Genomic DNA, 14,452 nt, shown 5'->3' with positions numbered 1-14,452 from the left:
TGAAATTGGTTTGAGGGATATATATTTCGAGACCTTGAGGCGATGTTTGTTGAAAAATTTCAGTGGTCTTAAAATTAAAATTGAATGAAAAAAATATTGCTGTCCATTATTTTAATATTTTGTTTTAATGTTGGTTTTTCCCAAAATATAAGTATTAAAAAGCCCAATTACGATCAGATTAAAAAGAATATTAGTCAAAACAATTCGTCTCTTTTTTACCCGAAATTATTAGAAAAATTCAGTAATGCAGATACTACGATGACCTTAAAAGAAAAAAGGCATTTGTATTATGGTTTTATTTATCAAAAAAGCTATTCACCTTATACAAGGTCTGATTATAATGATAGTTTAAGAATTACGTTAAGAAAGAAAAATTACGAAGCTGTAGACTTAAAAAACATTATTAAATATTCTGATTCTGTTTTAAAGCATAATCCTTTTAACTTAAATGCAATTAATTATAAAATCTACGCTGATAAGCAAATCAAAGATTCTATTAGCCTCATAAAAGACTACACAAAAATGAGAATTATTACAGATGCTATGCTTAGTTCAGGTGATGGACATTCAAAAGAAACTGCATATTATGTTATTAGTCCAACTCATGAATACAGCTTATTAAGCCTTTTAGGCTATGAATTTGGTGGTAAACAAAGTCTTATTGATCATTTTGATTATCTGACATTAAAAGAAAATGAGTTTCTTATTGAAGGCTTATACTTTGATGTAAGTGCAAGCTTAAATCATATGAATAGCTTATTCAGTAAAAAGGAATGAGGTATCTCATTATAATTCTCGTTATCTTTTTAACATCTTGTTCAAACAGTACTCCAGAAGAATATATTCAATCTTTAGACAAGGACTATATTAGTGCCACAGACCTATCTTCTTTACCCGAAATTGAATCTAAAAATATTACCTTTTACAATACAAAAGGGAGTCCAGAAGATGTTATTTCAATTTTGAAAAACAATGGTGTTAATACCGTTAGGCTTAGAATTTGGAATCATCCAGTAAATGACCATTCTAGTTTTAAAGAGGTTAAATTATTTGCTGACCGACTTCATAATTTAGGATTAAAAGTATGGTTATCCGTGCATTATTCTGATACTTGGGCAGATTCTGGAAAACAAATTCCTCCCAGTAAATGGCAAAACCTTTCTTTTTCAGTTCTAAAAGATAGCATCTACAGGTATACACAAAAAATTATAGTAGGTATTAAACCTGACATCATTCAAATAGGCAATGAAATAAACTCTGGCCTACTGCTACCCTACGGAGATATTAATTCAAATAAAAATCAGTTTTTAGAAATATTAAACACAGGTACAAAGGCGGTAAGAGACCTTTCTAAAGAAACTAAAATTATGATTCATTTCGCAGGTATTGATAATTCTGATTGGTTTTTTGATCAATTAAAAACTGTTGATTATGACTATATAGGTCTATCATATTATCCTATTTGGCATGGAAAAGACTTAGAAAAAGTTAAGACAACACTCTCAGAATTAAGCGAAAAGTATCAGAAAGAAATTCTTTTTGCTGAAACGGCCTATCCCTTTACATTCGATTGGAATGACTTTACAAATAATATTATAGGTAATTCAGAGCAAATTTTACCACAATATCCTGCAACCTTTCAAGGTCAGCAAGATTTTATGGGCAAGATAAAAGAATTCATTATTTCAACAAAGAACGGTAAGGGCATTTGCTATTGGGGTGGCGAACTTATTTCCTATAATGGAAATGAGGCTACAGACGGTTCTCCATGGGAAAATCAAGCCTTATTTAATTTTAACAATAAAATAGTACCCGCTATTTCTTCTTTCCAATTCAAAAAAGAATAAATTTGTGGCCTAAAAATATATTATGTCTAAGCTTTATTTTAAATCAATTTTCTTTATTCTTTTTATTTCATTAAGCTCTTGTGCTGAATTGCAACAAGTAGTTAATACACTACCGAGTGGCACTTTAAGCAATACTGATATTGCTAGTGGGTTAAAACAAGCTTTAGATAAAGGAATAGACGAGCAGGTTCAAAAATTAACCTTAGAAAATGGTTTTTATGGTAATAGTTTAGTCAAAATAGGTTTACCTGATGAATTGCAAAAGGTAGATAAAGCTCTAAGAGATATTGGACTTAGTAAACTAGCCGACGAAGGAATAAAAATATTGAACCGAGCTGCTGAAGATGCTGTAAGTGAAGCAACTCCTATATTTGTAGATGCCGTAAAAGGAATAACATTTACGGATGCCAAAAATATTTTATTAGGTGAAGATAATGCCGCAACCGAATTTTTAAAAACAGGTACGGCAGATGCATTATACGCCAAATTTGAACCTGTTATAAAAACGTCTTTTGATAAAGTAGGTGCTGATAAAATATGGGCAAATTTAATTGGCAAGTACAACACTATACCTTTTGTAAAAAAGGTTAATCCAGATTTGACAAATTATGTTACTCAAGAAGCATTAACTGGAGTTTATACTATGATTGCTGTTGAAGAAAAAGAAATTAGAACCAACGCTGCTTCACGTACCACTGACGTTTTAAAGAAAGTATTTGCCTTACAGGATGGTCGTTAAACAATATTTTAAAAACTAAACAAAGGACACAATTCTTAATTCACCTGCAATTTAAAGCCGTAGGTGTATAATTTTTTTGCGGATAGTATTTCTATAAAAAACACCGCTACTCTTTCTTAATCCTTATTTTCTTTCAGAAGTAAAACGACCCTAAAACAGAAAAATAAAGACGCCAATATATTCGCTTTTTTATCATATATGTGATATTTTTGATAGCCCATAATTATTGATCAAAAACCACATAATTCATGAAGAATTACAAGTCAAAAAACAGACTAAATGCCGCCGAATATATTAATGGAGTACTTGCTGGAGATCGAGTTCTTTTATCACGAGCAATCACAATTATTGAAAGTAATTTAACCAGTGATAAAAAACTCGCAAAAGAGATTATCCAATCGATTTTGCCAAACTCCGGTAATTCTATTAGAATTGGCATAACCGGTGTACCCGGTGTTGGTAAAAGTACATTTATTGAAGCCTTTGGTAAACTCTTAATTTCTAAAGGCCATAAAGTTGCCATTTTATCAATTGACCCAAGTAGCCAACGTTCAAAGGGAAGTATTTTGGGTGATAAAACCCGTATGGAAGATTTAGCCAATTTGGACGAAGCCTATATTAGACCTTCCGCCTCAGGTGATACTTTAGGTGGCGTAGCCAACAAAACGGGAGAAACAATGTTTCTATGTGAAGCTGCTGGTTATGATGTTATACTTGTTGAAACGGTAGGTGTTGGACAATCAGAAACCGCCGTGCATAGCATGACTGATTTCTTTTTATTATTGATGCTAGCTGGTGCTGGTGACGAACTACAAGGCATCAAAAAAGGTATTATGGAAATGGCTGACATGTTGGTTATTAATAAGGCTGATGGTGATAATGTTAAAATGAGCCAAATGGCCAAAAGACAATATCAAAATGCTTTACATATTTTTCCATTATCAGAATCTGGATGGAGCCCTTTAGTAAGTACTGTTTCTGCTATAAAAAATACAGGTATCGAATGGGTATGGGATGAAATTGGAAATTATAAAAAATTAGTTTATGACAACGGTTATTTTGTTAAAAACAGAAACCGTCAAAAAATACAATGGATGTATAATAACATAAATGATTCTTTAAAAGAATTATTCTATGGTTCTAAAGACATTTCGAAGGAGCTTACTGGTTTAGAAGAAAAAGTTATTTCTTCAGAAATATCACCAGTAAAGGCTGCCGAAAACATAATTAAAAAGTTTAAGGCTTCTTTTTAGAAATATAATTTGCTCACTACTTATAAAAATTTATAATGACAACGTCTGATTATTATTTTGACAAGCAATTTGAGCTTAGATATTTTGAAATGAACAAATTGGGTTTAGCTTCACCCACCACAATGTTAGCATTGTTAGAAGAGACTGCTGCTGACCATTGCTATTCCATAAATCATAGCTTATACGATCTCATTTCTAATAATATTGGTTGGGTCTTAGTTTCTGGAGCTTTTCAAATGGATCGATATCCAAATTATAAAGAAAAAATTACAATAAGAACTTGGTTATCTAGCTACTCTTTAATTAAGGGGTATAGAGAAAATATTATTTTTGATGAACAACAAAACATCATTGGTAGAGCTAAAGGATTATGGCTTTTCTTTGATGTTGAAAAACGAAAACCATTTCCTATTTATGAGGATATAAAACAAAAATGGTCCTATAATAGTGAAGTCTCTTTTAATAGAGATATAAAGCTTAAAATACCACCTCTAATTACGGACAATGATATCCCTTTCGAAACATTTAAAGTGAATAGATTTGATACTGATATGAATAAACATGTAAATAACATTAGGTATTTACAATGGGTTATTGAATCTATACCAGAACATATTGTAGATAATTATTATTTACATGAAATAGACGGTCGCTTTATTGCAGAAGCCAAATATGGTGACGTTATTATATCATTAACCAAAGAAGATGGAAATGAAAATTCTTTTATACATACTATAAAGATTAAAGGTAGCGATAAAGTTTGTGCTACAGCCAAATCAGTATGGCGTAAGATTTAATATACCTAATTACTTCAAACAAAAAACCCAGCAATTAGAAATAAATGCTGGGTTTTTTAAATATAATTAGTACTAATCTTGTTCTAAATATTTCTCCATAATAGTAATGGCTGACTCAGAAATTACAGTACCTGGTCCAAATATGGCAGCTACTTTTCGTTCTAGTAAATAGTCATAATCTTGTGCAGGAATTACTCCACCCGCGAACACCATAATATCAGGTCTTCCTAACTTTTCTAATTCTCCAATTAATTGAGGAATTAAAGTTTTATGACCAGCCGCTAAACTTGAAGCCCCAACAAAGTGAACATCATTTTCTACAGCTTGCTTAGCCACTTCTTCAGGCGTTTGAAATAATGACCCCATATCAACATCAAAACCTAAATCAGCAAAACTAGAAGCAACAACTTTTGCACCTCTATCATGGCCATCTTGTCCCATTTTGGCAATCATTACCCTTGGTCTACGACCTTCAATTTCAGCAAATTTATCCGTTAATTTTTGAGCTTTCGCAAAAACACTATCGTTATCTACTTCTTTACTATATACACCACTTATTAATTGAGTATTGGCTTTATGGCGACCAAAATGAACTTCTAAAGCATCAGAAATTTCACCTAACGTGGCAAAATTTTCAGCAGCTTCAACTGCCAATTCTAATAAATTACCTTTACCTGTTTCAGCACAGGCTGACAATGCAGCTAAATTAGCATCGACAACAGATTGGTCTCTATTCGCTTTTAATTTTTTCAATCGTGCAATTTGAGAATCTCTAACAACGGTATTATCAACTTCTAAAATTTCTATATTTGATTTCTCTTTTGTTTTGAATTTATTTACACCCACTAAAATATCTTGTCCAGAATCTAAACGTGCTTGTTTTCGTGCAGATGCTTCTTCAATTCTCATTTTAGGCACACCGGTTTCAATGGCTTTTGCCATACCACCCAACTCTTCAACCTCCTCTATCAGTTTCCAAGCTTTTTTTGCAATTTCTTGTGTTAGGAATTCTACATAATAAGAACCTGCCCAAGGGTCAACTGATTTTGTGATTTGCGTTTCGTCTTGAATAAAGATTTGTGTATTACGTGCAATCCTTGCAGAGAAATCAGTAGGTAAAGCAATAGCTTCATCTAAAGCATTCGTATGTAAAGATTGAGTACCTCCCAATGCAGCAGCCATTGCTTCAACACAAGTTCTGGCCACGTTATTATATGGATCTTGCTCACTTAAACTCCAACCTGATGTCTGGCTATGCGTACGCAATGCCATTGATTTTGGGTTTTTCGGATTAAAAGATTTTATGATTTTTGCCCAAAGCATACGTCCCGCACGCATTTTTGCAATTTCCATAAAGTGATTCATACCTACCGCCCAGAAAAATGATAATCTTGGAGCAAATTCATCAATTTTAAGACCAGATGCTAGCCCTGTTCTAATATATTCCATACCATCTGCCAAGGTGTAAGCCAATTCAATATCAGCCGTTGCCCCTGCTTCCTGCATATGGTAACCACTAATTGAAATTGAATTAAATTTCGGCATCTTTTGAGTAGTATAATCAAAAATATCTCCAATAATTTTCATTGATGGTAATGGTGGATAAATGTATGTATTACGCACCATAAACTCTTTCAAAATATCATTTTGTATCGTACCAGAAAGATGATCTAAAGAAACTCCTTGTTTTTTTGCCGCAGCTATATAAAAAGCCATAATCGGTAATACAGCACCGTTCATAGTCATAGAAACAGACATTTTATCTAATGGAATTTGATCGAACAAAATTTCCATATCTAAAATTGAATCTATAGCAACCCCAGCCTTACCAACATCTCCAGTTACACGAGGGTGATCTGAATCGTAACCACGGTGTGTGGCTAAATCAAATGCTACAGAAAGTCCTTTTTGACCTGCCGCTAAGTTTCTTCTATAAAAAGCATTAGATTCCTCTGCAGTTGAAAAACCAGCATATTGACGTATGGTCCATGGACGCATAGCGTACATTGCACTATAAGGCCCTCCTAAAAACGGAGGTATACCTGCAACAAATTTTAAGTGCTCAGCATTTTTTATATCTTCTTCTGTAAATTCTTTTTTTACAGGTATTCCTTCAGGAGTATTCCAAACCTCTTGATTCTCCGAAGAAGCAGTTTTTTTCTTAACTGCTTTATTTATTGTTAAATCTGAAAAATCTGGTTTCATGCTTTTATGGATTTAATTGTTTTCTGAATAATATTTTGAACTTTAGAAATAGTAGAAATAATATCCGTTTTCATATGGATACATCCGTCTAGTCCAGATTCAGTTAATTCATCGATTATATTTGTAGGATTACCCGCTAATAAGAGTACTTTATCTTTATTTAATGCTCGGAACGCCTTAACAAAATTAAGGGCACTTTCATCATAATCTTGATCTGAACTACAAATAACAACAACATTTGAATCAGATTTTGCACTTTCTTCTGCTGCCTCTAATGCGTCTTTATAACTTTTTTCTTGTCTTACTTCAAATCCACTTACGCCAATAAAGTCATAAGCAAAAGCGGCTCTAGCCTTACGCATTGTTAAATTACCAAAACTTGAAAGTTCAACAATTGGTCGTTTATTCGTTTGTTTAACTAATTCTTCAGTTACTTTTCTAATCGCTTCAATTTCTAAAGAAGCTCTTCTAGGTTTTAAAATCTTAGAAGAAACCTCTTCATCAGTACCTCCTAAAATATCAGCACTCACAGTTTCCATTAAGTTTGGATATTTGTTAACACCAACAAGAATAAGTCTTCTTTGATTAAGTAGTTTTATTTTTTCTTGACGAATTTCAGCAATTTGTTGTTGAATTAATTCGCTTTCAAACGATTCATAATAACCACCATTAGTCTCAATTGCTAAGAAAAGCTCTAAGGCTTTTTTAGCAATTTTGGTACTAACTTCTTCTATATAATAAGAACCATCTACTGGGTTTGAAACCTTTCCAAAATAAGATTCTTCTTTTAAAATTGTTGAAATATTACCAGCAATTCTACTTGAAAAATCTGAAGGATTATTAAATTCTTTATCATATGCATCAATTACAACACCATCTACATTACCTAATATAGCTGACATGGCTTCAGTTGTTGCTCGTAACAAATTGGTATGAGCATCGGTAACTGACTTATTCCAAATAGATGTTTTAGCAACCAACGTGCTTGAAAATTTCGTTACACCATATTTATTAGCAATTTCACTCAATAGATGGTTAAAAGCTCTAAACTTTCCAATCTCTATAAAATATTCAGCCCCAATAGCGAAACGGAAATTAAGATTATCAAAAATTGCTTGTACCTCCATTCCTTTTTCCAACAGATTTTCAATAATGAAAACCAATGAGCTTAAAGTGTATGCTACCTCTTGAACTTGATTTGCTCCTGTATTTAAATATTCATTGGCCGAAATAGTTACCGCTTTATAGTTTGGAAAATCCGCAGTAATTTTTATCAATTCTGCATTGATTGCAAACTGCGTTAAATACAATTCACCACTAGTAACATAATCTGAAATTAAAGCCGTATTAAAATAACCTTTCACATCACTTGGAGAAATATCTATTTTTTTTACGTAGGCAATAAAGTCTTTAGCAGAATTTAATGTATTCGATTTTAAATTAAATGAAACTACTGTTTCTTTAAAATTAATTCCTTCTAACAGGGTACTAACAGAAATATTTTCACTTATTTCAAAAAGCAACCCAGTCATTCCTTCCTCAACTGCTTTTAAAGCCAATTGGTTAGCCTTTTCTGCAGAATCAACAATAATTTTTCTATAATTTATTAATGATTGTGAATTTTTGCCCGTATTGTTTAAAAATTCTATTTTATCTTCTGCAAGATATAAAGGCTGGAAATTTATTTTACTTAAATTTTTCCAAACAAGCTTTCTATTAAAATCAGCTCCTTTTAAATCTATATTTACTTTCTCTAACCACTCCTGTTTTGTAGCAGGCTTAAAGTCTGAAAAAAGCTTTTTATTTGTATCGTTCATAATATTTTATATTAATTAAGATAGAATTGAATTACCAATGATTATAAAACATCAGCAATTTAATATATTTATTTTATCATTAAACTACTTCCGAATCTCTCAAAAATAGCTTTATCTAATTCTTCTCTATGATTAGGATGTGCAATATCGCGTAATGCTTGAGCACGTTGTTTTAATGTTTTTCCAAACAAAAATGCAACACCATATTCTGTAGCTACATATCTCGCATGAGCCCTAGTGGTAACTACACCAGCACCATATTTTAACATCGGTACAATTTTAGAAACTCCTTTCAAAGTTTCAGATGTAATAGCAATAATTGGCTTACCACCTTCAGACAATGCTGATCCTCGCATAAAGTCCATTTGACCACCAACACCAGAGAACATTCTTGTACCGATAGAATCAGCACAAACTTGACCTGTAAAATCTATTTCAATAGCAGAGTTAATGGCAGTTGCTCTTGGGTTTTGACGGATAATTGCGGTATCATTTACATAAGCAATATCTTTCATTTCTATTTCAGGATTATCATCCATAAAATCATACAACCTGCGTGTTCCCATTGCAAATCCAGAAACAATCTTAAATGGATTTACTTTTTTCTGAGAACCGTTTACAACACCTTTTTCTACTAAATCAATAATACCTTCAGCAAACATTTCAGTATGTACACCTAAATTTTTATGATTGGTTAAAAAGCTTAAAACTGCATTAGGAATAGCACCAATACCCATTTGAAGGGTGGCTCCATCTTCAATAATACCAGCCACATTTTTCCCAATTTGTATTTCTGCTTCCGAAGGAGTGACTAATTTCATTTCATGAAGTTCTTCAACTATTTCTACACAAGCATCAAAGTTTTTTATGTGCACTAAAGCATCGCCAAAAGTACGTGGCATACGTGGGTTTATTTGTGCAATAACTTTTTTAGTTTTTTCAATAGCAGCAATTACAATATCTACAGAAACTCCTAATGAACAAAACCCATGTTTGTCTGGAGGTGAAACGTTTACCATTACCACATCTAAGTCCATATAACCTTCGCGAAATAAACTTGGTATATCACTTAAAAAAATTGGAATATAGTCTACGGTTTTACCCACCATTTTTCTAACATTTCCACCAATAAAAAAGGCATTCGTATGGAAACTTTCACTCAATTCTGGAGCCACATAGCCACATTCACCTTCTGTATGTAAATGTACTAATTCTACGTTTTTCAATTCAGGTGCTCTGGCAACCATTGCCTTAATCAATTCTTGCGGTGTAGCAGAACCTCCTTGAATTAATACTCTATCTCCTGACTTTATATGTTTTACAGCTTCTGCTGCTGACATTTTATTTGGTATGTTCATTTTCTTGTTATTTTAGTTTGAATAATTTATTATGATAAAAAACTTAATAGGATACCCGCAGCAATTGCAGAACCAATTACACCGGCAACATTTGGTGCCATAGCATGCATCAATAAGTAATTATGAGGATCTGATTTTAAAGCTTCCGCATGCACTACCCTTGCACTATCTGGTACAGCAGAAACACCTGCGGCTCCAATTAATGGATTTATTTTATTGTCACCTTTTAGGAAAAGGTTCATCAATTTAGCAAAAAACAAACCTCCCATAGTTGCAATTACAAATGATAATGCACCTAATCCGAAAATTAATAAGGAATCACTTGTGATAAAAATATCTGCCTGAGTAGATGCTCCTACCGTAACTCCTAATAATATAGTTACAATATCAATCATTTTAGTTCTTGCAGTATCTGCTAATCTTTCAGTTCTACCAGATTCTTTTAATAAATTACCAAAGAAAAGCATACCTAATAATGGTAACGAACTAGGAGAAATAAAAGTAGTTAATATTAAAGCTGCAACTGGAAAGATCATTTTTTCCTTTTGAGAAACCGCTCTTGGTGGTTTCATTCTAATTTTTCTATCTTTTTTAGAGATTAACAATCTCATAATAGGTGGTTGAATAACTGGTACTAAAGCCATATAAGAATAAGCTGCAATTGCTATTGGGCCAATTAAATTTTTAACCGTTGTACCATCTGCTAATATATTAACACCATTAGCTAATTTAGAGGAAAGGAAAATTGCAGTAGGGCCATCGGCTCCACCAATGATTCCAATTGCACCTGCTTCAGGTAATTTAAAACCTAAGTAAAGAGCTCCCATAAATGTTGCAAAAACCCCAATTTGTGCTGCTGCACCCAATAACATTAATTTTGGATTTGCTATTAGAGATGAGAAATCTGTCATGGCACCAATCCCTAAAAATATCAATGGTGGGTAAATACCTTTTACAACTCCAAAATATAAAAAGTTCAACACAGATCCACTTTCATAGATACCTGTCATATTACCTGCTACAAAAGGAATATTACCTATAATTACACCAGCACCAATAGGTATTAAAAGTAAAGGTTCGTAATCAAATTTTATTCCTAAATAAATAAATACAATACCAATAATTATCATGACTAAATGTCCACCTGTGACATTTGCAAAACCTGTATAATTATAAAATTGCTTTATACCTTCAAACGCTTCACTCACAAAACTTTCGTTTTCGACATTTTCAAGCTGTTCGATACCTTGTGAATTAGTGTCTTTAGTTGTTGTATTCAAACCTAAAACCGGTCTGATAAAGATGAGAAGTGACAACACTCCGAATATTATTAATACTTTCTTCATTTTTCTACGTTTAAATTTATAAACCTTAAGGTTTATAAATTATGATAATTCTATTAATACTTCACTCTGTAATACCTGCTGACCAGGCTTAATAAGAACAGCAGTTACTGTACCCGCTTTTTCCGCTGCTATTTGATTTTCCATTTTCATGGCATCTAATACTAGCAATCTGTCATTTACTTTTATAACATCACCAACTTTAACGTCAATAGAAACTACAATACCAGGTATTGGAGCTAAAATTTTTGTTTTTGATGAACCCGGATTTACTTTTACAGGAGTTGCAGGAGCTTTAGCCGCAGAACGAACCAATACTGGCGTTTTTGATTTTTTAACTTCAGCCTTCATTTCAACTTCATAAGAAGTACCATTGACCTCTAAATTTATTAGATTATCTTCATGGGAAACAATTTTAACACTGTAACTATTGTCGTATATTTTAAACTTAAAATTTTTCATTATTATTTATATTAAGGAATTCATTATGAAAATTAATTTATAAACCATCCAGAATCAATTATAATTTCTGGTGAGTACCATATATTTTAGAACTCCATGGTGAGTATAATTTTCTAGCTTGTTTAATGGTTAATACTGCATTTTCATTGTCGTGCTGCTCATTCAAGTACATGTGCAGTGCCGTTGCAATTGCAGCGGCAGTTTCACCTGTAAAATCTTTTTCACTTTTAATTACAACTGATGTTTCTTTTTTCTCTTCCTTTTTACCTAAGCCTTTCAATGCTTTATATGCATTTAGTAATGCAGGAACTCCTAATTTAAAAAAAACAGTTAACAAAATCAATGAACTAAAAACTATAAACAAGCCTGTTGCTAGGATAATGTATCCTTCGCTTATTGTATCTATTTGTAATGGTAGATTTATCATTATAATGGTATGTTTGAATGTTTCTTAGGTGGGTTTACTTCTTTTTTGTTAGCTAGTAATTCCAAACCTCTAATTATTCTAAAACGCGTATTTCTAGGTTCAATAACATCATCAATAAAACCATATTTAGCAGCTACATAAGGATTTGCAAACTTAGCAGCATATTCATCTTCTTTTTTATCGATATATTCTTGTTTCTCATCAGCATCATCAATTTTTCTAATTGCAGAACCTTCTAGAACTTCGACCGCACCTTTAGCACCCATTACCGCAATTTCTGCAGTTGGCCATGCGTAGTTTAAATCACCCCTTAACTGTTTACAGCTCATTACATCATGTGCACCACCATAAGATTTACGTAGTGTAATGGTAATTTTTGGTACTGTAGCTTCTCCATAAGCGAATAATAATTTTGCTCCATGAAGAATTATTCCATTATACTCTTGACCTGTTCCTGGTAAGAAGCCTGGTACATCAACCAGTGTTACAATAGGGATATTAAAAGCATCACAAAAACGTACAAACCTCGCTGCTTTTCTTGAAGCTTCAGTGTCTAACACACCAGCAAAAAACTTAGGTTGATTCGCTACAATTCCAACAGGATGACCGTTAAACCTGGCAAAGCCTACTACTATATTTCTAGCATAACTTCTGTGGACTTCCGTAAATTCTCCATTATCTACAATGGTAGAAATAACATCTACGATATCGTAAGGTTCATTAGGATTTTCGGGCATCATCTCATTTAATATATCATCTAACCGATCAATAGGATCAGAAGTAACTATACTTGGTGGATCTTCCAAATTATTTGAAGGAAGGTAGCTCATTAACTTTCTGATCAATAACAGATTCTCTTCATCAGATTCTGCAAGGAAGTGAGAAACCCCAGATTTTGTAGAATGTATAGTTGCACCACCTAATTGTTCAGCAGTAACAACCTCTCCTGTAACTGTTTTAACTACTTTTGGTCCGGTAACAAACATATAACTTGTTTGATCTGTCATTATCGTAAAATCTGTTAATGCAGGTGAGTAAACAGCTCCACCAGCACAAGGGCCTAAGATTGAAGAAATTTGAGGAATGACTCCAGATGCCATAATATTTCTTTGGAAAATTTCAGCATACCCAGCTAATGATCTCACTCCTTCTTGAATACGAGCTCCACCACTATCATTTAATCCGATAACGGGTACACCAATTTTCATGGCCATATCCATTACTTTACATATTTTAAGAGCATATGTTTCGGAAAGTGAACCTCCAAATACTGTAAAATCTTGAGCAAAAATATAAACAATTCTGCCATCAATTGTGCCATGACCTGTTACAACACCATCAGAAAGATAAATTTGTTTATCTAATCCGAAAGATTTTGTACGGTGCGTAACAAACATATCAAATTCTTCAAAACTATCATCATCTAGTAGTATATCAATACGTTCACGTGCTGTTAATTTTCCTTTAGCATGTTGAGAATCAATTCGCTTTTCACCACCGCCTAATCTCGCTTTGGCTCTTTTTTCGATTAATTCGTTAATTTTATCTTGATTTGCCATTTTTATATAAATATTATTTTTTTTATTTATTGTTTTGAACAAAGTTCTGTAAGCACTCCAAGTGTTGATTTTGGATGTAAAAAGCCGATATTTAAACCTTCTGCTCCTTTACGAGACACTTTATCAATTAATCGTACACCTCTTTCTTCTGCAGTTTGAAGTGCTTTTGTAGCATCATCAACAGCAAAAGCTATATGGTGTATACCTTGACCTTTTTTCTCTATAAATTTACCAATTGGACCATCAGGCGATGTGCTTTCAAGTAATTCTATTTTTGTATTACCTACTAAAAAAAACGCTGTTTTCACTTTCTGATCAATTACTTCTTCTATGCTATAGCATTTCATGCCTAAAACACCTTCATAATATTTAATTGATTCTTCTAAGTTATCGACCGCTATGCCGATATGTTCGATGTGCGAAATATTCATAAGTATAGATTTTTAATTAATTATATTATTACTTCTTATTACACTGTAAAATTATATAATGGGCACGCCAAATAATATGACAGATGTCATGTTATTTATGAAGTTACGATAACCTTTTCGTTAATGTTTTTAGATACAACATTTTGACTAAAATAACAAAAAATATCAAGTAAAAAAATCAACTCTCAAAACATTTTAAGTCTCACTTCCTCCA

13 protein-coding genes are annotated in these 14,452 nt (G+C 32.6%); 5 read left to right on the top strand and 8 right to left on the bottom strand.

From position 1 onward, the window contains the following. Nucleotides 1-84: 84 nt before the first annotated feature. From JBL43_RS14110 to JBL43_RS14090, 5 genes are all read left to right on the top strand, one after another. Nucleotides 85-777 (top strand): DUF4919 domain-containing protein, encoded by a 693-nt coding sequence (locus JBL43_RS14110; RefSeq protein ID WP_198842058.1) that lies wholly within the window; start codon nucleotides 85-87, stop codon nucleotides 775-777. Continuing rightward, on the top strand, nucleotides 774-1,847 hold the full coding sequence (locus JBL43_RS14105) for a glycoside hydrolase family 53 protein (RefSeq protein ID WP_198842057.1): 1,074 nt from the start codon (nucleotides 774-776) through the stop codon (nucleotides 1,845-1,847). The genes JBL43_RS14110 and JBL43_RS14105 overlap by 4 nt, the downstream gene beginning before the upstream one ends. 22 nt (nucleotides 1,848-1,869) lie before the next feature. Next, entirely contained in the window at nucleotides 1,870-2,586 is a 717-nt protein-coding gene (locus JBL43_RS14100; protein WP_198842056.1) for a DUF4197 domain-containing protein, read from the top strand. 248 nt (nucleotides 2,587-2,834) lie between these two features. Further along, the gene (gene meaB / locus JBL43_RS14095) at nucleotides 2,835-3,839 is read left to right on the top strand and encodes a methylmalonyl Co-A mutase-associated GTPase MeaB (protein WP_198842055.1); all 1,005 of its coding nucleotides are present in this window, start codon (nucleotides 2,835-2,837) and stop codon (nucleotides 3,837-3,839) included. A gap of 35 nt (nucleotides 3,840-3,874) precedes the next feature. Continuing rightward, the gene (locus JBL43_RS14090) at nucleotides 3,875-4,636 is read left to right on the top strand and encodes an acyl-[acyl-carrier-protein] thioesterase (protein ID WP_198842054.1); all 762 of its coding nucleotides are present in this window, start codon (nucleotides 3,875-3,877) and stop codon (nucleotides 4,634-4,636) included. A 72-nt stretch (nucleotides 4,637-4,708) separates the two neighbouring features. Here JBL43_RS14090 and scpA read toward each other — a convergent pair whose 3' ends face one another. The 8 genes from scpA to mce all read right to left on the bottom strand — a co-directional run bounded on the left by scpA (nucleotide 4,709) and on the right by mce (nucleotide 14,238). After that, nucleotides 4,709-6,841: a methylmalonyl-CoA mutase gene (gene scpA, locus JBL43_RS14085; protein ID WP_198842053.1), complete on the bottom strand. Its 2,133-nt coding sequence runs from the start codon at nucleotides 6,839-6,841 to the stop codon at nucleotides 4,709-4,711. Further along, nucleotides 6,838-8,658, bottom strand: a complete 1,821-nt coding sequence (locus tag JBL43_RS14080; RefSeq protein WP_198842052.1) for a methylmalonyl-CoA mutase family protein — start codon at nucleotides 8,656-8,658, stop codon at nucleotides 6,838-6,840. The genes scpA and JBL43_RS14080 overlap by 4 nt, the downstream gene beginning before the upstream one ends. A 68-nt stretch (nucleotides 8,659-8,726) precedes the next feature. Beyond that, entirely contained in the window at nucleotides 8,727-10,016 is a 1,290-nt protein-coding gene (locus tag JBL43_RS14075; RefSeq protein WP_198842051.1) for an acetyl-CoA hydrolase/transferase family protein, read from the bottom strand. A 29-nt stretch (nucleotides 10,017-10,045) separates the two neighbouring features. After that, nucleotides 10,046-11,362: a sodium ion-translocating decarboxylase subunit beta gene (locus JBL43_RS14070; protein ID WP_198842050.1), complete on the bottom strand. Its 1,317-nt coding sequence runs from the start codon at nucleotides 11,360-11,362 to the stop codon at nucleotides 10,046-10,048. A 39-nt stretch (nucleotides 11,363-11,401) separates the two neighbouring features. After that, nucleotides 11,402-11,821 carry a biotin/lipoyl-containing protein gene (locus JBL43_RS14065; protein ID WP_198842049.1) on the bottom strand — a complete coding sequence of 140 codons (420 nt, stop codon included), beginning with the start codon at nucleotides 11,819-11,821 and terminating at the stop codon, nucleotides 11,402-11,404. A 58-nt stretch (nucleotides 11,822-11,879) separates the two neighbouring features. After that, nucleotides 11,880-12,248 carry an OadG family protein gene (locus JBL43_RS14060; protein ID WP_198842048.1) on the bottom strand — a complete coding sequence of 123 codons (369 nt, stop codon included), beginning with the start codon at nucleotides 12,246-12,248 and terminating at the stop codon, nucleotides 11,880-11,882. Beyond that, nucleotides 12,248-13,807, bottom strand: a complete 1,560-nt coding sequence (locus JBL43_RS14055; protein WP_198842047.1) for an acyl-CoA carboxylase subunit beta — start codon at nucleotides 13,805-13,807, stop codon at nucleotides 12,248-12,250. The genes JBL43_RS14060 and JBL43_RS14055 overlap by 1 nt, the downstream gene beginning before the upstream one ends. Before the next feature lie 26 nt (nucleotides 13,808-13,833). Beyond that, nucleotides 13,834-14,238 (bottom strand): methylmalonyl-CoA epimerase, encoded by a 405-nt coding sequence (gene mce, locus JBL43_RS14050; protein ID WP_117879274.1) that lies wholly within the window; start codon nucleotides 14,236-14,238, stop codon nucleotides 13,834-13,836. Between the last annotated feature and the right edge of the window lie 214 nt (nucleotides 14,239-14,452).

This window comes from Aureibaculum flavum, from assembly GCF_016406085.1.
GTDB classification, from domain to species: domain Bacteria; phylum Bacteroidota; class Bacteroidia; order Flavobacteriales; family Flavobacteriaceae; genus Aureibaculum; species Aureibaculum flavum.
The sequence above is the reverse complement of the archived record's forward strand: the minus strand, read 5'-3'. Positions and strand labels throughout refer to the sequence as shown.

What these genes read in the sequence shown, in the direction of transcription:
- JBL43_RS14110 (WP_198842058.1), top strand. Translation starts at nt 85, where the DNA reads ATGAAAAAAATATTGCTGTCCATTATTTTAATATTTTGTTTTAATGTT.
- JBL43_RS14105 (WP_198842057.1), top strand. Translation starts at nt 774, where the DNA reads ATGAGGTATCTCATTATAATTCTCGTTATCTTTTTAACATCTTGTTCA.
- JBL43_RS14100 (WP_198842056.1), top strand. Translation starts at nt 1,870, where the DNA reads ATGTCTAAGCTTTATTTTAAATCAATTTTCTTTATTCTTTTTATTTCA.
- meaB (WP_198842055.1), top strand. Translation starts at nt 2,835, where the DNA reads ATGAAGAATTACAAGTCAAAAAACAGACTAAATGCCGCCGAATATATT.
- JBL43_RS14090 (WP_198842054.1), top strand. Translation starts at nt 3,875, where the DNA reads ATGACAACGTCTGATTATTATTTTGACAAGCAATTTGAGCTTAGATAT.
- scpA (WP_198842053.1), bottom strand. Translation starts at nt 6,841, where the DNA reads ATGAAACCAGATTTTTCAGATTTAACAATAAATAAAGCAGTTAAGAAA.
- JBL43_RS14080 (WP_198842052.1), bottom strand. Translation starts at nt 8,658, where the DNA reads ATGAACGATACAAATAAAAAGCTTTTTTCAGACTTTAAGCCTGCTACA.
- JBL43_RS14075 (WP_198842051.1), bottom strand. Translation starts at nt 10,016, where the DNA reads ATGAACATACCAAATAAAATGTCAGCAGCAGAAGCTGTAAAACATATA.
- JBL43_RS14070 (WP_198842050.1), bottom strand. Translation starts at nt 11,362, where the DNA reads ATGAAGAAAGTATTAATAATATTCGGAGTGTTGTCACTTCTCATCTTT.
- JBL43_RS14065 (WP_198842049.1), bottom strand. Translation starts at nt 11,821, where the DNA reads ATGAAAAATTTTAAGTTTAAAATATACGACAATAGTTACAGTGTTAAA.
- JBL43_RS14060 (WP_198842048.1), bottom strand. Translation starts at nt 12,248, where the DNA reads ATGATAAATCTACCATTACAAATAGATACAATAAGCGAAGGATACATT.
- JBL43_RS14055 (WP_198842047.1), bottom strand. Translation starts at nt 13,807, where the DNA reads ATGGCAAATCAAGATAAAATTAACGAATTAATCGAAAAAAGAGCCAAA.
- mce (WP_117879274.1), bottom strand. Translation starts at nt 14,238, where the DNA reads ATGAATATTTCGCACATCGAACATATCGGCATAGCGGTCGATAACTTA.